This window comes from Minwuia sp. IMCC3060, from assembly GCF_029909435.1.
In the GTDB taxonomy this organism is placed as follows: Bacteria; Pseudomonadota; Alphaproteobacteria; order Minwuiales; family Minwuiaceae; genus Minwuia.
In genome coordinates, this window is record NZ_CP123782.1 from 625,251 (window position 1) to 642,713 (window position 17,463).

Genomic DNA, 17,463 nt, shown 5'->3' on the forward strand with positions numbered 1-17,463 from the left:
TCCGTCGGGTCAGCATTGATCCGGCGCCGGGGACCAATCCAGACTTCCAACCAACCTGTCATCCAACCGGAACGGGAGACCTGTTCCCGAAAATCGAGCCCATTGGAGGCCGCCATGATCGATGTCGTGATGCCGACTTATGCAAGAACCCCCGTTTCCTTCGAACGTGGTGAGGGTGCGCATCTGTACGCGACGGACGGGCGACGCTTCCTGGATTTCGGGTCCGGTATCGCGGTCAGCCTGCTGGGCCACAGCCATCCTGCGCTGGTGAAGGCCGTGCAGGACCAGGCCGCGAAGCTCTGGCATGTCTCCAACCTCTACGAGGTGCCTGAGCAGAAGGCGCTGGCGAAGAAACTGACCGACAACAGCTTCGCCGACACGGTGTTCTTCTGCAATTCGGGTGCGGAGGCGTTGGAGGGCACCATCAAGACGGCGCGGAAGTATCATTCCGCAAACGGTGCGCCGGAGCGTTATCGCATCATCACGTTCGAGGGCGCGTTCCATGGCCGGACGCTGGCCACGATGGCAGCGGGCGGGCAGGAGAAGATCCTGGCCGGTTTCGGCCCGAAGACGGATGGCTTCGATCAGGTGCCGTTCGGTGACCTCGCCGCTGCCCGGGCTGCCATCGGGCCGGAGACTGCCGGCATCCTGGTGGAGCCGATCCAGGGCGAGGGCGGTGTCCGCGTGGCGGAGCATGCTTTCCTGAAGGGGCTGCGGAAGCTGTGTGACGATGCCGGTATCCTGCTGCTGATGGACGAGGTCCAGTGCGGCATGGGTCGGACCGGCAAGCTGTTCGCGCACCAGTGGACGGACATCACCCCCGACGTCATGGGCGTCGCCAAGGGTATTGGCGGCGGTTTCCCGCTCGGTGCCTTCCTGGCAACGGCGGAAGCTGCCAAGGGCATGGTGGCCGGCAGCCACGGCACCACCTATGGCGGCAACCTGATGGCCATGGCGGCAGGCAATGCCGTCGCCGACACGGTACTGGCCGAGGGTTTCATGGAGCATGTGCAGCAGGTCGCCAATCGCATGAAGCAGGGGCTGGCATCCATCAGCGACCGTTTCCCCACTGTCTTCAAGGGCGTGCGGGGTACCGGCCTGATGCTGGGTCTGGAATGCGTCATGGTGAATGGCGACGTTGTTGCGGCGCTGCGTGAACAGGGACTGTTGACCGTCCCCGCCGGTGACAATGTGGTCCGGATCCTGCCGCCGCTCGTCATCGGTGATGCCGAGATCGACGAGGGACTGGGCATGATCGAGACCGCCGCCACCGCATTGGCCGGGAAGGCAGCGGCAGGATGAGCGCGATCAGGCACTTTCTGAGCATCGAGGATGTTTCCGCGGCAGCGCTGCAGGGCATCATCAGGGACGCACGGGACCGCAAGGAGGCCCGGGCGGGGTGGCCCAAGGGCCGCGCCGACGAGGATCGACCGCTCGACGGGCATCTGCTGGCGCTGATCTTCGAGAAGCCGTCCACCCGGACGCGGGTGTCCTTCGATGCGGCCATGCGCCAGCTCGGCGGCCAGACCACGATCCTGAACGCGGGCGAGCTTCAGCTTGGTCGCGGCGAGACCATCGGCGACACGGCGAAGGTGCTGTCGGCCTATACCGACGGCATCATGATGCGCACGTTCGAACAGGCGAAGCTGGACGAGCTGGCCGAACAGGCCTCCGTCCCGGTGATCAGCGGCCTGACGGATTCGGGGCATCCCTGTCAGTTGATGGCTGATGTCCTGACGCTGGAGGAGAAGCGTGGTGGCATCGCCGGGCAGACGATTGCCTGGTCCGGCGACGGCAACAACATGGCCAATTCCTGGATCGAGGGCGCATCCCGCTTCGGCTACCGGCTGCGTCTCGCCTGTCCGCAGGGACTGGAGCCGGATGCCCAGGTGCTGAAACGCGCCCAGGCTGACGGTGGCGACATTACCCTGACCGACGACCCGCGCGCTGCGGTGGAGGGGGCGGATTGCGTCGTGGCCGATACCTGGGTGTCGATGGGCGACGAGGACGCGGCGGACCGCCACAACCTGCTGCGCCCCTATCAGGTCGACAGGGAACTGATGGGGCTGGCCCGCAAGGATGCGGTGTTCATGCACTGCCTGCCGGCGCATCGGGGGGAGGAAGTCACGGCGGAAGTGATCGACGGCCCGCAGTCGGTGGTGTTCTCGCAGGCCGAGAACCGCGTGCACGCGCAGAAGGGCGTTCTGCTCTGGTGTCTCGGCCACTGACCGACCTGTCCGGTCGCATTGAGTGATGAGGAACAAGCAATGGCGCAGGCCAAGGCCGCACCGACTGACGACCTGATTCAGCCCTTTCACCTGAACGGGCGGGAGGTGCGGGGACGCATCATCCGCATGGGATCGGTGGCACATGCCGTGCTGACCCGCCACAGCCTACCCCCTGCCGCCGCATCCCTGCTGGGGGAGGCGATGGCCCTGACCGCCATGATGGCCAGCGCGATGAAGTTCGACGGTATCTTCACCCTGCAGGCGCAGGGTGATGGACCGGCCAAGGTGCTGGTGGCGGACTACCGGAATGGCGGCGATCTGCGGGGCTATATCCGCCTGTCGGAGTCGTTTGACGCGGTGCGCGACACCAGCGCGGATGGCCTGCTGGGCAAGGGCGTCCTGGCCCTGACGGTCGACCGCGAAGGGGACCACCAGCGCTACCAGGGCACGGTGGAGCTGGAAGGGGACAACCTGTCGAGTTCGGCCGAGTACTATTTCCGTCAGTCGGATCAGGTGCCGAGCCTGTTCCGGCTGTTCGCGGGGCATGGGCCGGACGGCAACTGGCGTGTCGGTGGCCTGATGCTGCAATCCCTGCCCAAGGATCCGGACGAGGACAAGGCACAGGAAGACTGGACGCTGGCGGAAACGCTTGCCGCGACCGTCAAGCCGCAGGAACTGCTCGACCCGACGCTTTCTCCGGCGGAACTGCTGTACCGGCTGTTTCACGAGGATGGCGTCTGGCTGCATGACGCGACGCCGGTGCGGGACCAGTGCACCTGCTCCGTCGAACGCATCACGGAAGTGGTTCAGTCCTTCCCCGAAGAGGAGGTGCGGGACCTGGCCGTCGATACCGGCGATGTGTCGGTGGACTGTCAGTTCTGCGGTCGAACCTATAGGCTGCCACTGGATGCCCTGATAGGAGATTCGAGCACATGAACCTCTCTCGCCGTCGGCTGTTCCTTGTTGCGCCCGCACTGTTGCTGGTGGGGTGCGGTGGCCCGTCCGTGCTGCCCGACGGGCCGCGCGTGCCGGAGATTTCCTTCCGGCACCTGCCTGCAATCACCTTCGATGTCGCCAGCATCGACGTGCAGCAGCCCTTCGTCTCGTCCGGCCAGCCGCCGTCGATCGAGAGTCAGATACCGGTCACACCGGCACAGGTGGCACGGAACTGGGCGCGTGACCGGCTGAAGGCCGGCGGCGCGGATGGGGTGGCGCGCTATGCCATCCTGGACGCCAGCGTTCGCGAGGTTGCACTGAAGACCGACAAGTCCCTGACCGGATTGCTGAAGACGCAGCAGGAAAGCAAGCTGGAGGGGCGGGTCGAGGTCCGTATCGACATCAACAGTTCAAGGGGCGCGGGTTTCACCAATGCCATCGCGACCCGCAGCCAGACCATCCCGGAAGGGCTGACCCTGGATGAACGGGAGCAGTTGCAGATCGATTTTGTCGAGGCTCTGGGTCAGGATATGAACCGGCGGCTGGAAACGGAGATCCGCTTCAACCTGACCACATTCGTGAAGCCATAGGGGACGGCGACATGGCGAAGGAAATCATCCGGCATCCCGTGCTGCAGCAGATGATCGACAAGGGCAACGTGCCCCTGTCGTTGGCGACGAAGGGGGCCGGGCTGGTCTTCGTTTCGGGCCTGCCGCCGGTTGATCTGGAGACCGGGCAACTGGTCCAGGGCGATATCGAGGCACAGACCCGTGCGTCCCTGAATGCGGTCAGGGCGGTGCTGGAAGAGGCGGGTTCATCCCTCGACAAGGTGCTGAAATGCACGGTCTTTGCCGTGAATGCCGGACAGTTTGACCGGGTCAATGCCGTCTATGCCGAATTCTTCCCCAGCGAACCGCCTGCCCGGACCTTCGTGACCGTGGGCTCCTGGCCCTGGTCGTTCGATATCGAGATCGAGGCGGTGGCACTCGCCTGACCGCCTTCTGCAAGGAGACTGAACGTGGCACCCAGACAACGCATTGCCGTCACCGTACCCGCCGGCCCCCGGCTGCAGGACACGATCGACCGCCTGACATGGGCGGAGGCCAATGGCTACGATGACGCCTGGTTCGCCGACGGTGCCGCGCCGGACGCGCTGACCTCGGTTGCCGCGCTCGGCCCACGCTTCGAGAAGCTGCGGTTCGGCATCGCCGTCACGCCCGTCTTTTCCCGCACCCCCGCCGTGCTGGCGGCAACCGCCAACGTGATCGGTCAGGCCATGCCGGGTCGTTTCGTGATGGGGCTGGGATCGTCGAGCCAGACCATGATGGTGGGCTGGCACGGTCAGCACTTCGAGAAGCCGCTGACCCGCGTCAGGGAGACCGCGCAACTGGTGCGCTCCATGCTGGCCGGTGAGAAGTTGGACTTCGATGGTGTGACGGTGAAGAGCAAGGGCTACCGTCAGGCCCCGCTGGAGCCGACCGTGCCGATCTATCTGGCTGCGCTGCGGTCCAACATGATCGAGATGGCGGCCGAGGTCGGTGACGGCGTGATCTTCAATCTCTGGCCGAAGAAGGCGCTGCCTAAGATGATCGAGCATGTCCATGCCGGTGCGGCCCGCGCCGGGCGCGACGGCGCGGATGTGGAGATCGTCAACCGCCACATGGTGCTGGTGACGGACGACAAGGCAGAGGGCCGCGCCCGGTTCCGCCAGAATTTCGCGCCCTATTACGCGACGCCCGTCTACAACAAGTTTCTCGCCTGGGCGGGATATGAGGATGAGGCCGCGCAGATCCGCGAAGGCTGGGCCGAGAAGGACCGCGCCAAGACCACCGGCGCGCTGGTCGATGACCTGATCGACGACATCGCCATCATCGGCACGGCGGACGAATGCCGCGAACGGCTGCGCTGGGCGGCGCAGACAGGCATCCACACCCACATCATCGCGCCCCTCAGCCCCGATCCGAAGGAAGCGGTGCGCTGCTTCGAGGCGTTCCGTCCGGAAGTCTTCTCCCTGGCGGCCTGAAACGGCTGGTCAGACCCGCCAGCGCCCCGGTCGCGTGTGATGCGGACCGGAGGCAGGTGGCCTCAGCCGCCGCGCAGTGCCGTTGTCGCCGCCATGTCGACCTCTCCCGCATCGGTCAGGGCGACGCGATAGACATCGCGGGCGCGCTCGCGGCTGATCCAGCCTTCGCGCACGTCCTTCTCGATCCGTGCCGGTTCGCGTTCCGCCGGATCACCGTAGCCTCCGCCACCGCAGCAGTGCGAGACGATGGTCTCTCCCTCATGCAGGGTGACGACATCGCTGTTCGCGGTCGGCGTGATCTCCCCGTTCGTGCCGCGGATGCCCTGGAAGGCACTGCCGCCGCGACCGGCGCCGCGCACACCCTGGGCCGGATTGTGGGTACCGTCGGAAACAAAGGCCACTTCCATGTTGCCACGGGTCGGGCCGTACTCGACCAGCATGCCGGGGCCGCCCTTCTGCTTCCCCGCGCCCTCGGAGTCGGTGATGAAGCGGCGTGTCTTGACCAGCATCGGATGACGCATCTCGTCCAGTTCGATGCTGTCCTGATAGCAGAGTCCGGCATTGCCGACGTGGCCCAGCGTGATCCAGGCATCGGTGCCGGGTGCTGCCGCGCCGCCGGTCATGGCCAGGAAGAGCTGGTTGACGTAGCGTTCCTTCAGCTTCGGATCATAGCCCGACACGACGCCGACGGAGGCGGGCAGGATGGCGCCGGATTCGGCCATGCCGAAGCCTTCCTCCAGCTCCGCGATCGCTGCCTGAACCGAGTTGGCCACCCGGTCGGCCACATTCGTGGTGGCGACGGAACAGCTTGTCGGATGCTCCGGAATGCCGCAGATCGCGTTCTTCTTCAGGTGAATGTCGATGCGTCGGAACGCACCGTCATTCTTCGGCACTGACGGATCGATGGAATTGAACACGCCGATCATCGCCGCCGTGCGGGCACAGGCCTCCGACAGGTTCAGGCCGCAGGGCAGCGCATCCATGTTGTCGGTCAGGTCCACCGCGATCCGACCCGCGCTCGCGTCCACATTGACCGTGACGTTGATGGGGATGCCGTCTTCCGGCGTGCCGGGGACCGGGTCATGACGGCTGGTCCACGATGTCTTGCCGCTGGGCATCTTCGCGATGGCGTTGACCATCCGATTCTCGGTGTAGTCGAACCACTGGCCCGTGAAGTCATGCAGCGTGTCCCAGCCGATCTCGTCGGCCAGGGAAAGCAGTTCCCGCTCCCCGATGCGGGCGGCGCCGACCATGGCCAGATAGTCACCCCACCACTGCTCCGGCACCCGGATGCGCAGCATGCACATGCGGATCATGTCACCGATGTTCTCGTAGTTCTCCTGGATCTTCACGCCGGGGAAGATCAGCGCGCCTTCCTCATAGACGTCGCGCGCATTGCCCATGTAGGTGGTGGGCTGGGAATTGCCGCAGTCGGCCTGATGCGCCTTCGCCAGCACGGTGAAGTGATGCACGCCATCATCATCGATCACCGGCACGATCAGGGTGTGATCGGCGGGGTGGGAGCAGCCGTGGTAGGGCGAATTGTGCAGGAACGCGTCGCCCTTCTTCAGCGTCGGATGAAACTCCTTGATCGACCGCGCCATCAGGTCCGGGCCACTCAGCACATGGATCGGCAGGCTTTCCGCCGTCGCCAGCAGCCGGTCGTCGGCAGTGATGATGCAGCAGGAGAAGTCGCGGGCGATGTTCAGAACGCCCGAACGGCCCGTGCGCAGCAGCGTGTTCGCCATCTTGCGCGCGATTCCCTCCAGCCGGTTGTTCAGAATCGCAAGCTGAACGCCGTCGATCTGCTTCGAAGTCGCACTGTCAGCCATTTTCACTACTCCCTTACCAGGCGCGCCAGCCACCATCGACGGGCAGGATCACGCCGTGAACCGATCTGGCTTCTTCCGAGGCCAGGAATATTGCCGCGCCGGCCATGTCGGCGGCGGGCAGGAAATCGTCCCCTGACGGGGTGCGGTCGCGCACCTTCGCGGACCATTCGGCATCCGCGCGCAGTTCGGCGTTCAAAGGGGTCACGATGTTGCCGGGGGCCAGGACATTCACGTTGATGCCGTGCGGCGCGAGTTCCAGGCAAAGGGACTTGGTCAGATTGTTCATCCCGCCCTTGGAGGCGCAGTAGGCCGCCGATTCCGGGAAGCCGCCGATCCCGGCGATGGAACTGACATTGATGATCCGGCCCCAGTGCTGCTGCTTCATGTGCGGCACGCAGACCTTGGTCAGGAAGAAGGCGCTCTTCAGGTTGGTGTCGAGCTGGCTGTCCCAGTTCGCCTCGTCCACGTCCTCGATGGGACATGGCTGGAAGATGCCGGCATTGTTGACGAGAATGTCGACGGGACCGAGGCGCGCGGTGATGTCCGCATGCAGCCTTTCGATCTCCGCGACCTGGCTCACGTCTGCCTGAAACGCTTCCGCTGTGCCACCGTCGGCCCTGATCCGGGCCACGATCTCGTCGGCGGTTTCGCGGTTCCGGCGGTTGATGACCGCCACGGCAGCCCCTTCAGCGGCCATCGCCAGAGCGATCTCGGCCCCGATCCCCTGGGATCCGCCGGTCACGGCTGCAATTCGGCCTGCAAGTCGCATGGAAGGGCTCCTGGAAAAAAGGGAGCCCCGTCCCGGTGGTGGCCGGAACGGGGCTCGGGTCGTTTCATCGCAAGGGGTAGATCACCGTGCGATGTAGGAGTAGCGCTTGCCGAACAGCACATCCAGCGGAACAGGTTCCGAGATGGTGAAGTCAGCGGCCACGGCAGGCTTGCCATTGGTCGTTTCCACGATCAGGTACGGCGCACGATCCTGATGGTGCAGGATGTTCGTGAACGTCCGCGTTCCGATCAGGAACGGCTCCTCACGGAAGGTTTCCATGGCGGCAATCACGGCATCGGTGTCGAAGGTACCGGCCTTCTCGACGGCACGGGCCCACATCTCGACCACCAGGTAACCGGGATAGGTGTACTGGCTGTTCGGACGCTCGCCGAAGCGGGCTTCGTACTTCTTGTTGAACTCCTCAACAGCCGGGCGCGGATCGTCACCGTAGATCGACGCCTGCTCGGTCACATAGTGGCCGGTCAGGTTCGGAACGGAGTCAAGCCAGTAGGTGCCGCTCATGGAGCTGCCACCGGCCAGGGCCGAGGTGATCCCGGCTGCCCGGATCTGGCGAAGCGCACTGGCGCCACCCGGGATGTAGGAGCAGTTGATGATGATGTCGGGCTGCGTCGGCAGGCTCTTGATGCGGGTGATCTGGGCCGCAATGGAGGCATCGCCGTTCTGGTAGACATCATGACCGAGGATCTCCAGCCCCAGCTTCTCACGCCACATCCAGTCAAAGCCGTAGCAGATGCCCTTGTTGTACTCGATGGTGGTGTCCAGCAGGATGTAGGCCGTCTTCCAGCCCTTGTTCTGCGCACCCCACTCGGCGATCGTCGCACCCTGCACGCCCGCGAGAACGGACGAGGAGAAGGCGTTCTTGCCGACACCCTGGATGCCCGCCAGCACGCTTTCCGCACAGAGGAAGATCGCGATCTTGTTGGCGTTCTTCGCAGCCAGCGCCGCCGGAGCACCGAAGTCGTAGTCACAGTCGACGGCGACCATCTGCGCGCCCTCGTTCAGGACTTCCTGACCGGCCTTGGCACCTTCGACACGGTCGGTCTTGGCGTCGGCCATGACGTAGGTGATCTTCTTGCCGAGGATGCCGCCCTTGGCGTTGATGTCATCGATGGCGATCAGCGCCGCATTGGTGGATGGCTGGCTGTAGGCCTGCATCCAGCCGGAATAGGACGCCGCGAAGCCGACGACGACTTCGTCATCAGCGGCGTTCGCCACGGTCGCACCGGCGGCGAGACCCAGCGCCGCGACCGCGCCGATGGCAGATGTTGCTAGCTTTCTCATTCGACAAAAACCTCCTGTCATGTTCGCGCGCCCTTCCGTCGAGCATTGAACCTGACCGATGTCGCCTCCTGACATCGGACCGGGTTCTTGTTGCGCTGCAACAGAACGGCGTCACGCTGGAAACATGCTACGACATATCGGGAAACTGGCAACCACCGGGCAGGGGGGATAGCTTGGACCCATGTGCACAAAACTGAGATGTATGGCGCACCGCACCTGAGGTTTGGGACGTTTCAGCGGCTCGCAAGCCCGCAGAACCCGCGGGATTCCAGCGCTTCGCCATGGGTCGCGACAGGGTGCAGGCAGCGGTGGTTATCTTGCCGCGCCGCAACATCGCGTCTAACGTCGCAGCATCGATGCGGTGAAACACATCGTTCCCGGACATTTCTGCAATCGCGGAGGGGCTATTGGTGCAACAGGGCGGAGACAGCAGTTCCACGCTGGAAGTACGCGACGTCACCATCAGATTCGAGGGGCTGACAGCCATCGATCAGGTGAACGAGACCGTAACACCAGGTGAGATCCTCGGGCTCATCGGTCCGAATGGCGCGGGCAAGACAACGCTGGTCAACACGATGACCGGATTTCAGGAACCGACTGTCGGGGATGTCCTGCTGGATGGTACCTCGGTCCGCAAGGTCAATGCTCACCAGCTGCGTCGCATGGGCGTGTCCCGCACGTTCCAGGCGGGTCGGCTGTTCCGCGAGATGAGCGTGGTGGAGAATGTCGAGGTTGCCGGCGTCGGCATGGGCCTGCGTCGCGCCGCGGCGCACAAGGAAGCCACCAAGCTGCTCGACTGGATCGGCCTTTCCGACCGCGCCAACGTGCTGGCCGGCGCTCTGCCCTACACCGATGAACGGCGCGTCGGTATCGCCCGCGCCCTGATCCAGTCGCCGAAGTTCATGCTGCTCGACGAACCCGCCGCCGGCATGTCCGATCTGGAATGCGATGACCTGATGAAGCTGGTGCAGCGCGTACGGGACGAATTCGGCTGCGGCATCGTGCTGATCGAACACAACATGCGCGTCGTCATGGGGGTCTGTGAACGGATCCACGTGCTCGACAGCGGCAGGACCATCGCGCGCGGCACCCCGGGGGAGGTTCAGAAGAACCCGGCGGTGATCGAAGCCTATCTGGGCAAGGGGTAAGGCGATGCTTGAAGTCAAGGACCTCGAAGTCCGCTACGGACGGCTCACCGCACTGCGCGGTGTCGATCTCTCGATCAGGGAAGGCGAGATCGCCTGTATCGTCGGCCCCAACGGGGCGGGCAAGTCGACCACCCTGCTGGCCATCTCCAGTGTCCTGACCCCGACCGCGGGCAGCATCATCTTCGATGGCACCCCCATCCACGGCACCCGACCCGAGGAAGTGGCCCGCATGGGCATCTCCCAGGTGCCGGAGGGACGACACATCTTCACGTCGCTCTCGGTTGAGGAGAATCTTCAGGTCGGCACGGCCACCCGCAGCGACAAGGCCGAGATGAAGCGCGACTATGACCGGGTGCTGGAGACCTTTCCGATCCTGGGGGAACGTCGCAAGCAGTCCGCCGGCAAGCTTTCCGGCGGGGAGCAGCAGATGCTGGCCATCGGTCGCGCGCTGATGACCAACCCGCGCTTCATGACCATTGACGAACCGTCTCTCGGCCTCGCGCCCAAGATCGTCGACCGGGTCTACGAGGTGCTGATCGACCTGCGCGAGAAGCGCGGGCTGACATTGCTGATCGTCGAGCAGAGTTCGGAACGCGCGCTGAAGGCTGCGGACTCCCTCTACGTCCTGCGCAACGGCTCCATCCAGCTGGGCGGCAAGGCAGCCGACCTGCAGGACGGCAAGGCAGTCCACAAGGCCTATTTCGGCTTCTCTGATGACCATGAAGGGGAGGTGATGATCTGATGGCGTTCGCACTTCAGGTTCTGATGAATGCACTCAGCCTCGGCAGCCTGTATGCCCTGGCCGCACTTGGTATCGGGTTGCTGTTCGGGGTGCTGAAACTGATCAACTTCGCCCATGGTGACTTCATCACGGTGGGTGCCTACGCGTTGATCGTACCGTCCGCCGCGACCCAGGCGACGCTGCTGATCGGCGACTTCCACCCGCTGATCCTGATCCCCTGCATCGTGGTAGTTGTCGTCATCCTGGCGCTGATCGCGGAATTCCTCGTCTTCCGGCCCCTGCGGAACGCTTCACCCGCGACCCTGATGATCGGGTCATTCGCGCTCGGCTTCGTCATCCAGAACATCCTGATCATGATCTATGGCGGCCGCCCGAAGGCGGTCGGCATCTGGTCGGACCTGAGCCTGGGCGTGGAACTGATGCCCGGGGTGGAGGTGCCGAAGCTGCAGCTGATCATCATCGGCGTGACGCTGGTGCTGATGGTGGTGCTGGTACTGTTCCTGACCAAGACGAAATACGGTGTTCACATGCGTGCCGCGGCGGAGGACTTCCGGATGGCGCGGATGCTGGGGATCGAGGCCAATCGCGTGATCATGCTGGCGGTCGCGATCAGCGGCATGCTGGCCGCCGCCGTCTCCATGCTGTTCGTGGTGCAGACCGGTATCCTGGATTTCCGCATGGGTGTCTCGCTGATGCTGTTCGCCTTCATCGCCACGGTGATCGGGGGGATGGGCAGTCTGGTCGGGGCCGTGGTCGGCGGCTTTGCCGTCGGTGCGGTCAGTATCCTGCTGCAGACCTTCCTGCCGTCGGAGATGCGGGTGTTCCGGGACGTGTTCGTCTTCGCCATCGTGATCTTCATTCTTCTGGTCAGGCCGCAGGGTCTGGTCATGTCCCGTGCGTCCAGGGAGCGTGTCTGAGATGGAGCCGAAATCACCTCTGGGCCACATGGTCCGCGAAGTCTGGCCACTGATCATCCTGTCCGTCGGGCTGCTGCTGGTGGTCGTCGTCATCCAGTCCTTCGGAGACCGGATCGTCAGCCAGTCCCTGACGGAGGGACTGATCCGGCTGGTGGTCGTCATCGGCCTCTACATCTTCATCGGCAATTCCGGGCTGATCTCCTTCGGCCACATCGGCTTCATGATGATCGGTGCCTACGCCACGGCCTGGCAGACCATGGATCCGATGACCAAGGACATCTTCATTCCCGGTCTGCCGGCCTATCTGCTGGCCAACTCGCACCACTGGCTGATCGCGACGATCATCGGTGGCCTGATCGCGGCCATCGCGGCCTTCATTTCAGGCCTGGCCATGATGCGGCTCTCCGGCATCGCGGCCTCCATCGGCACCTTCGCGCTGTTCATGAGCTTCTATTCCCTCTACCTGCAATGGAGCACCTGGACGGCGGGCCAGAGTTCGCTGGTCGGGATACCGGTCACGACGACCCCCTGGGTGGCGTTCTGGTTCTGCATCGTCGCCATGATCGGGGCCTTCGTCTATTCCCGCTCCAAGTTCGGCCTGGCGCTCAGGGCGAGCCGTGAGGATGAGGTCGCGGCCAAGGCCGCAGGCGTCAACGTGACCGGGGAACGGGTGATCTCCTTCACCCTCAGCGCCTTCTTCGTCGGCATGGCGGGCGGTCTTTACGGCCACTTCCTGGGACTGCTGACGGTGGATACCTTCTATCTGCCTATGACCTTCATCACGCTGTCGATGCTGGTGGTCGGCGGCATGCAGAGCCTTTCCGGCGCTGTTGTCGGCACCATCGTCCTCTCCTTCGTGATCGAACTGCTGCGCAAGGCGGAGAAGGGCTTCAGCCTCGGCGAGACCAGCATCAGCCTGCCGGCCAGTTCGGCGGAGGTGGGGCTGGGTATCATCCTGCTGCTGATCCTGATCTTCCGCCCCTCCGGCTTTACCCGGAACTCGGAGATCTACTGGCCCTTCAAGCCCAAGGTCGCCGTCACCGAGGTAACGCACCGCCAGTCGTAGGACCTGTTTCCGGTACGGTCGGCGGCGGCTGACCGTCGCAAGTCGTTCGCATCGCGCCTGAGGGGCTGCTAGGCTTCCCTTCGGGGAGGAAACGGATGGCGCTTGATCCGGTCATTCCGGCGGAACGGTTGCGGCAGTTGACCGGGGCCGGGCTCTGGGGTGAGGAACTGATTGTCGATCATTTCGACCGGATCGCGGCGGCGCGGCCGGATGCGGTGGCGGTGGTCTGTCACCGGGCCGCCGACGGCCAGCGCACCAGCCTGACCTTCGGTGACCTGAAACGACTCTCCGACCGGGCCGCCCGGGCACTGCTGGCGCTGGGGATCGGTCCCGGTGATGTCGTTGCCGCCCAACTGCCCGGCTGGTGGCACTACTTCGTGCTCTACCCCGCCTGTGCCCGGATCGGTGCGGCCATCAACCCGCTGATGCCGATCTTCCGCCAGCGCGAGCTGCGCTTCATGCTGGGCTTTCCGAAGACGAAGCTGCTGGTGATCCCGGCCACATTCCGGGGCTTCGACTATCCGGCGATGATCGACGAGATCCGGGGCGACCTGCCGGACCTGGCACATGTGCTGGTGGTCGATGGCCCCGACCCGGACAGCGATTTCGCGACAGTGCTGCTGCGCGATGCGCCCGCCGGCGAAGACCTGCCGCTGCCCCCGCGCCCCGGCGCGAACGACGTGACGGAACTGATGTACACCTCCGGCACCACCGGGGAGCCGAAGGGTGTCATGCACACGCCCAACACGCTGCTGGCCAAGGTGAGGCTGGCGTGGGAACTGTTCGGCATGACGACACGGGACGTGGTCTACATGGGCTCGCCCATGGCGCACCAGACCGGCTTCATGTACGCCTGCGTCATGACCCTGGCGCGGGGGGTGAAGAGTGTCGTGCAGGACGTCTGGGACCCGGGTGTCGCCGCCAGCCTGATCGCGGCAGAAGGCTGCACCATCACCGTTGCCGCCACGCCCTTCCTCAGCGATCTGGTGCATGACCCGGCGGTCGGGGACTTCGACGTCTCCAGCCTGCGGCTGTTCCTCTGTGCGGGGGCGCCGATCCCGCGCGTGCTGCTGCGGGATGCGGCGGCGCGGCATCCGAACCTCTATGTCATGAGCGCCTGGGGCATGACCGAGAACGGCATCGTCACCGCGACCTATCCCGGCGACCCGGAGGAGAAGGTCTTCGAGACCGACGGCAGGGCGATCCCGCATCAGGCCGTGCGCGTGGTCGATGACGCGGGCCTGCTGGTGCCGCCGGGTACCGAGGGCCGGCTGCAGTCGCGCGGGCCGACCATGTTCGTCGGTTACTTCAACCGGCCCGAGGCCTATCTGGTCGACCAGGACCTCTGGTTCGAGACCGGGGACAATGCCCGGATGGACACGGAAGGCTATATCCGCATCACAGGCCGGTCCCGCGACATCATCATCCGCGGCGGCGAGAACGTGCCCGTGGTGGAGGTGGAGAACCTGCTCTACCGCCACCCGGACATCGTGGACGCTGCCGTGATCGGCCTGCCGGACCCGAGACTGGGGGAGCGGGGCTGTGCCGTGGTCACGCTGGTGGCGGGCGCGTCGCTGGTGCTGGCGGATCTGGTCGACTGGCTGCAGGGACACAAGCTGGCGCGCAACTACCTGCCGGAGCGGCTGGAGGTGATCGACGCCTTCCCGCGCACGCCCAGCGGCAAGATCCAGAAGTTCCGGCTGAGAGAGATGTACCTGACGGAGGACGAGAATGGATGAGCGCGGTTTCACGCCCGCCGACGATGGCTGGCACTTCGACCAGATGGACGATGACTGGTGGGCGACGGAGACCGCCTGGTTCTCGTTCCACGTTCCGGAACGCCAGCTCGGCGGCTGGTTCTACACCATGGCGCGACCGAACATCGGCATTGTCTCCGGCGGGGCGTGGATCTGGGACGGGACCGCGCATCTGCCGTGGGAAGTGCCGTTCTCTGCCAATTACACGGCGCTGCCGATCCCGAAGGATCAGGACCTGACCGACATCCGGCTGCCGACCGGTGTCGGCATGCGCATGATCGAACCCTGCATGTCATATGCGCTGAGCTATGACGACAATGGTCGCGGGCTGCTTTCGGCGGACCTGCGGTTCGACGGGGTGATGCCGCCGGAACCGCTGACGGCCACCGGTTCGACCTTCGGTTCGGCGCATCATTTCGACCAGTTCGGACGGGTGCACGGCCATATCGTGCTGAAGGGCGAACGCATTGCCGTCGACTGCTACGGCATGCGCGACCGGACCTGGGGGCGCAGACCGGAGAACCGGCCCCGCCGAGCGGGCTACATCACCGGCATGGCCGATCCCGATACCGGCTTCCTGGCGGTGACCAATATCAGCGCGGAAGCCGAAACAGCGGCCTACGGCTTCCTGCGTCGCGATGGCAGGACGGTTTCCCTTGCCAGCGGCAGCCGCACCGGCACGCGCGACCCGGAGACGGGCTGCATGACCTCGATCGAGATGAACCTGACGGATCAGGAAGGCCGCAATCTCGTCGCGCGCGGGGAGCCGGTCAGCCGGATCATCATCAACCGCCATACCTTCATCGACATCAACAGCCTGGTGCGCTGGGACTGTGGAAGCGACGGCATTGCCTGGGGGGAGGAGCAGGACATGTGGCCCATGCACCATTTCGAGCGGCTGAAGCGCGGCTGACGCCAATCCCGCACGTTGCTCAGTAGCCGAGGTCGCGGGCTGCCCTTTCCAGCACCACCGGGATCGACCATTCCGTTCTGGCAAGGCGGATGTCGCTGCTGAGGCCGTCGCGATAAAGGCCGGAGGCGCTCATCCAGAAGGCGGCGGAGCGCATGGCGTAGAGCAGCTGGTAATAACGGCAGGCATCCTCGTCGATGCGGATGCCGGTCGCGGCCTCGTAGCGTTCGAAGAACATGTCCCGCGGTACCAGGTTGGACAGCAGGTCGCTGTCTTCCCGGTTCAGGTCACTCAACATGTAGGCGACATCGTACATCGGGTCGCCGATCACCTGCAGTTCCCAGTCGAGCACGGCGGAGACGCGATCATCATCGATCAGCAGGTTGCCGGTGCGGTAGGCCCCGTGAACCAGTGTGAGCCGCTCCGTCACCGGTGCGTTGGCTTCAAGCCAGCAGATCAGGTCGGTCAGCACCGGCTCCGGTCCGTGGCCGGACTCCGCGATCATGCCCTTCCACTTGGCGATCTCGCCCAGCGCAAACGCGTTCGTGCCGGCCTCCGGCACGCCAAGGAAATCCAGCCCCGCCGCCTGCCAGTCGACCATGTGCAGGGTCGCCAGCGCGTCCGTGAAACTCTGCGGCAGCACCCCGCGCCCGGCGGCCTCCGCATAGTACTTCCGTCCCTCGCGTCCCCAGGGGTTCGGGCAGTGGCCGGGGACCTTCTCCATCACCAGGAAAGGCGCGCCGAGGACATTCGGCACATCCTCGTAGAAGTAGGCGCGCGGCGTCGGCAGGTCGGTGTCGGCCAGGCACTGCAGCACCCGGAACTGGTCGCCCAGGTCGGACAGGTCGCGCAGCAGTGCATTGCCGGGATCGCGGCGGAGGCAGAAACCGCGCTGCCGCGTTTCCCCGCCCTCGGTCCAGGTTGCGTCGAACAGCCAGGTCTCGTGCGACCAGCCAACGGCCATCTGCTGCCAGTCGGACAAGGCCATGTCCCGTGCGCCGGGCAGCTTCGATACCAGATAGTCGCGGATGGTGTCGGGCACCTGGTCGGCTGGCAGTCTCCCGCTCATGACGCGATCTCCATGCGCCTGTCGATGCTGCGCCGCAGGTCCTGTCGCACCCTGCCCAGCAAGGCATCGAAGCGGTCCCGGCCCAGTCCGTCGCGATTGGCGTAGAGGGTCCGGATGAAGGCACAGAGTTCCGCGTCGCCGCCGGTGCGCAGCGCTGCGTAGGCCGTGGTCACGGCATCCGGTGCGCCGCGCAGTTCGGGATCGAGATCGGCCAGCAGGGTCTCGCGTTCGGCCGCCTGCGCCTGACCGTGAGCCTCCGCCAGTCGCAGTTCCGCCGCGATCTTCTGCAGCACGACCGCGCCGAGATAGGCCTGGGTCTTCGGGTAGGCATCACTCACCGCCGGGGCGATCTCACCCTTCAGCAGTTCGGCCATGCCGGTCAGCAGGTCCGCACGGTTCATTGCGCGCCTCCCGCAGTATCTGCGGCCCGCACGGCATGCAGCCTCAATGTCAGGACCCTGCCGCCGACGGCCCTGCGGTTCCGGCGTGGATCGTGGCTGCGGTTGTGGAAATTCCCGACGTCGATGCTCATGTGGCGCACCGGTCACGGAAAAAGCTGTTTAAACGGCTCACGGCAGGTTCCTCCCCATGCCGATAGTGTTCAATCGACCGGGGTGTGCAAAGGGCTTTCTGCCGGGGAAATCACGCCAACGGGCGGTGTCCGTCGTTGCTGTTGGTGCGGCGGTGCCGAGATTCCTGCTTCAGTCGGCAGTTTCGCGATGACCTCCTAGCCCCGCCGCTCCCCGCCTGACGGACAGCCTCGT

The 17,463-nt window shown here is 65.0% G+C and carries 17 protein-coding genes; 12 read left to right on the plus strand and 5 right to left on the minus strand.

Translation table 11 applies throughout. From position 1 onward, the window contains the following. Window positions 1–114: 114 nt before the first annotated feature. The 6 genes from QGV54_RS02895 to QGV54_RS02920 are packed head-to-tail and all read left to right on the plus strand — an operon-like array spanning window position 115 to window position 5,187. The gene (locus QGV54_RS02895) at window positions 115–1,302 is read left to right on the plus strand and encodes an aspartate aminotransferase family protein (RefSeq protein WP_281018367.1); all 1,188 of its coding nucleotides are present in this window, start codon (window positions 115–117) and stop codon (window positions 1,300–1,302) included. After that, on the plus strand, window positions 1,299–2,228 hold the full coding sequence (gene argF / locus QGV54_RS02900; RefSeq protein ID WP_281018366.1) for an ornithine carbamoyltransferase: 930 nt from the start codon (window positions 1,299–1,301) through the stop codon (window positions 2,226–2,228). Before QGV54_RS02895 ends, argF begins: the two co-directional genes overlap by 4 nt. 39 nt (window positions 2,229–2,267) lie before the next feature. Then, window positions 2,268–3,164: an Hsp33 family molecular chaperone HslO gene (locus QGV54_RS02905; RefSeq protein ID WP_281018365.1), complete on the plus strand. Its 897-nt coding sequence runs from the start codon at window positions 2,268–2,270 to the stop codon at window positions 3,162–3,164. Further along, a complete protein-coding gene (locus QGV54_RS02910; RefSeq protein ID WP_281018364.1) occupies window positions 3,161–3,754 on the plus strand; it encodes a hypothetical protein in 594 nt (197 codons plus the stop codon). Before QGV54_RS02905 ends, QGV54_RS02910 begins: the two co-directional genes overlap by 4 nt. Before the next feature lie 11 nt (window positions 3,755–3,765). Then, window positions 3,766–4,158, plus strand: a complete 393-nt coding sequence (locus tag QGV54_RS02915; RefSeq protein WP_281018363.1) for a Rid family hydrolase — start codon at window positions 3,766–3,768, stop codon at window positions 4,156–4,158. A gap of 24 nt (window positions 4,159–4,182) precedes the next feature. After that, complete coding sequence (locus QGV54_RS02920) at window positions 4,183–5,187, plus strand: LLM class flavin-dependent oxidoreductase (protein ID WP_281018362.1); 1,005 nt, start codon at window positions 4,183–4,185, stop codon at window positions 5,185–5,187. Between the two features lie 62 nt (window positions 5,188–5,249). Here the strand turns inward: QGV54_RS02920 and QGV54_RS02925 are convergent, their stop codons facing one another. From QGV54_RS02925 to QGV54_RS02935, 3 genes are all read right to left on the minus strand, one after another. Next, window positions 5,250–7,019 carry a hydantoinase B/oxoprolinase family protein gene (locus tag QGV54_RS02925; RefSeq protein WP_281018361.1) on the minus strand — a complete coding sequence of 590 codons (1,770 nt, stop codon included), beginning with the start codon at window positions 7,017–7,019 and terminating at the stop codon, window positions 5,250–5,252. 13 nt (window positions 7,020–7,032) lie between these two features. Continuing rightward, window positions 7,033–7,788: an SDR family NAD(P)-dependent oxidoreductase gene (locus QGV54_RS02930; protein ID WP_281018360.1), complete on the minus strand. Its 756-nt coding sequence runs from the start codon at window positions 7,786–7,788 to the stop codon at window positions 7,033–7,035. An 81-nt stretch (window positions 7,789–7,869) separates the two neighbouring features. Next, the gene (locus tag QGV54_RS02935) at window positions 7,870–9,090 is read right to left on the minus strand and encodes an ABC transporter substrate-binding protein (protein WP_281018359.1); all 1,221 of its coding nucleotides are present in this window, start codon (window positions 9,088–9,090) and stop codon (window positions 7,870–7,872) included. Window positions 9,091–9,500: 410 nt separating this feature from the next. On the opposite strand from QGV54_RS02935, the gene QGV54_RS02940 reads away from it, so the two are divergent. From QGV54_RS02940 to QGV54_RS02965, 6 genes are all read left to right on the plus strand, one after another. Next, window positions 9,501–10,238 (plus strand): ABC transporter ATP-binding protein, encoded by a 738-nt coding sequence (locus tag QGV54_RS02940; protein ID WP_281018358.1) that lies wholly within the window; start codon window positions 9,501–9,503, stop codon window positions 10,236–10,238. Window positions 10,239–10,242: 4 nt separating this feature from the next. Next, a complete protein-coding gene (locus QGV54_RS02945; protein WP_281018357.1) occupies window positions 10,243–10,980 on the plus strand; it encodes an ABC transporter ATP-binding protein in 738 nt (245 codons plus the stop codon). Continuing rightward, complete coding sequence (locus QGV54_RS02950; protein ID WP_281018356.1) at window positions 10,980–11,897, plus strand: branched-chain amino acid ABC transporter permease; 918 nt, start codon at window positions 10,980–10,982, stop codon at window positions 11,895–11,897. Before QGV54_RS02945 ends, QGV54_RS02950 begins: the two co-directional genes overlap by 1 nt. A gap of 1 nt (window position 11,898) precedes the next feature. Continuing rightward, window positions 11,899–12,963 (plus strand): branched-chain amino acid ABC transporter permease, encoded by a 1,065-nt coding sequence (locus QGV54_RS02955; protein WP_281018355.1) that lies wholly within the window; start codon window positions 11,899–11,901, stop codon window positions 12,961–12,963. 95 nt (window positions 12,964–13,058) lie between these two features. Continuing rightward, entirely contained in the window at window positions 13,059–14,702 is a 1,644-nt protein-coding gene (locus tag QGV54_RS02960; protein WP_281018354.1) for an AMP-binding protein, read from the plus strand. Then, complete coding sequence (locus QGV54_RS02965; RefSeq protein ID WP_281018353.1) at window positions 14,695–15,633, plus strand: hypothetical protein; 939 nt, start codon at window positions 14,695–14,697, stop codon at window positions 15,631–15,633. Before QGV54_RS02960 ends, QGV54_RS02965 begins: the two co-directional genes overlap by 8 nt. Before the next feature lie 19 nt (window positions 15,634–15,652). Here the strand turns inward: QGV54_RS02965 and QGV54_RS02970 are convergent, their stop codons facing one another. Both QGV54_RS02970 and QGV54_RS02975 read right to left on the minus strand, forming a co-directional pair. Continuing rightward, the gene (locus tag QGV54_RS02970) at window positions 15,653–16,699 is read right to left on the minus strand and encodes a phosphotransferase family protein (protein WP_281018352.1); all 1,047 of its coding nucleotides are present in this window, start codon (window positions 16,697–16,699) and stop codon (window positions 15,653–15,655) included. Next, on the minus strand, window positions 16,696–17,100 hold the full coding sequence (locus tag QGV54_RS02975; protein ID WP_281018351.1) for a hypothetical protein: 405 nt from the start codon (window positions 17,098–17,100) through the stop codon (window positions 16,696–16,698). Before QGV54_RS02975 ends, QGV54_RS02970 begins: the two co-directional genes overlap by 4 nt. Window positions 17,101–17,463: the final 363 nt, after the last annotated feature.

Coding starts and splice junctions, on each gene's coding strand:
- QGV54_RS02935 (WP_281018359.1), bottom strand. CDS start 9,090: ATGAGAAAGCTAGCAACATCTGCCATCGGCGCGGTCGCGGCGCTGGGT.
- QGV54_RS02960 (WP_281018354.1), top strand. CDS start 13,059: ATGGCGCTTGATCCGGTCATTCCGGCGGAACGGTTGCGGCAGTTGACC.
- QGV54_RS02905 (WP_281018365.1), top strand. CDS start 2,268: ATGGCGCAGGCCAAGGCCGCACCGACTGACGACCTGATTCAGCCCTTT.
- QGV54_RS02955 (WP_281018355.1), top strand. CDS start 11,899: ATGGAGCCGAAATCACCTCTGGGCCACATGGTCCGCGAAGTCTGGCCA.
- QGV54_RS02950 (WP_281018356.1), top strand. CDS start 10,980: ATGGCGTTCGCACTTCAGGTTCTGATGAATGCACTCAGCCTCGGCAGC.
- QGV54_RS02975 (WP_281018351.1), bottom strand. CDS start 17,100: ATGAACCGTGCGGACCTGCTGACCGGCATGGCCGAACTGCTGAAGGGT.
- QGV54_RS02970 (WP_281018352.1), bottom strand. CDS start 16,699: ATGAGCGGGAGACTGCCAGCCGACCAGGTGCCCGACACCATCCGCGAC.
- argF (WP_281018366.1), top strand. CDS start 1,299: ATGAGCGCGATCAGGCACTTTCTGAGCATCGAGGATGTTTCCGCGGCA.
- QGV54_RS02895 (WP_281018367.1), top strand. CDS start 115: ATGATCGATGTCGTGATGCCGACTTATGCAAGAACCCCCGTTTCCTTC.
- QGV54_RS02915 (WP_281018363.1), top strand. CDS start 3,766: ATGGCGAAGGAAATCATCCGGCATCCCGTGCTGCAGCAGATGATCGAC.
- QGV54_RS02910 (WP_281018364.1), top strand. CDS start 3,161: ATGAACCTCTCTCGCCGTCGGCTGTTCCTTGTTGCGCCCGCACTGTTG.
- QGV54_RS02965 (WP_281018353.1), top strand. CDS start 14,695: ATGGATGAGCGCGGTTTCACGCCCGCCGACGATGGCTGGCACTTCGAC.
- QGV54_RS02930 (WP_281018360.1), bottom strand. CDS start 7,788: ATGCGACTTGCAGGCCGAATTGCAGCCGTGACCGGCGGATCCCAGGGG.
- QGV54_RS02945 (WP_281018357.1), top strand. CDS start 10,243: ATGCTTGAAGTCAAGGACCTCGAAGTCCGCTACGGACGGCTCACCGCA.
- QGV54_RS02925 (WP_281018361.1), bottom strand. CDS start 7,019: ATGGCTGACAGTGCGACTTCGAAGCAGATCGACGGCGTTCAGCTTGCG.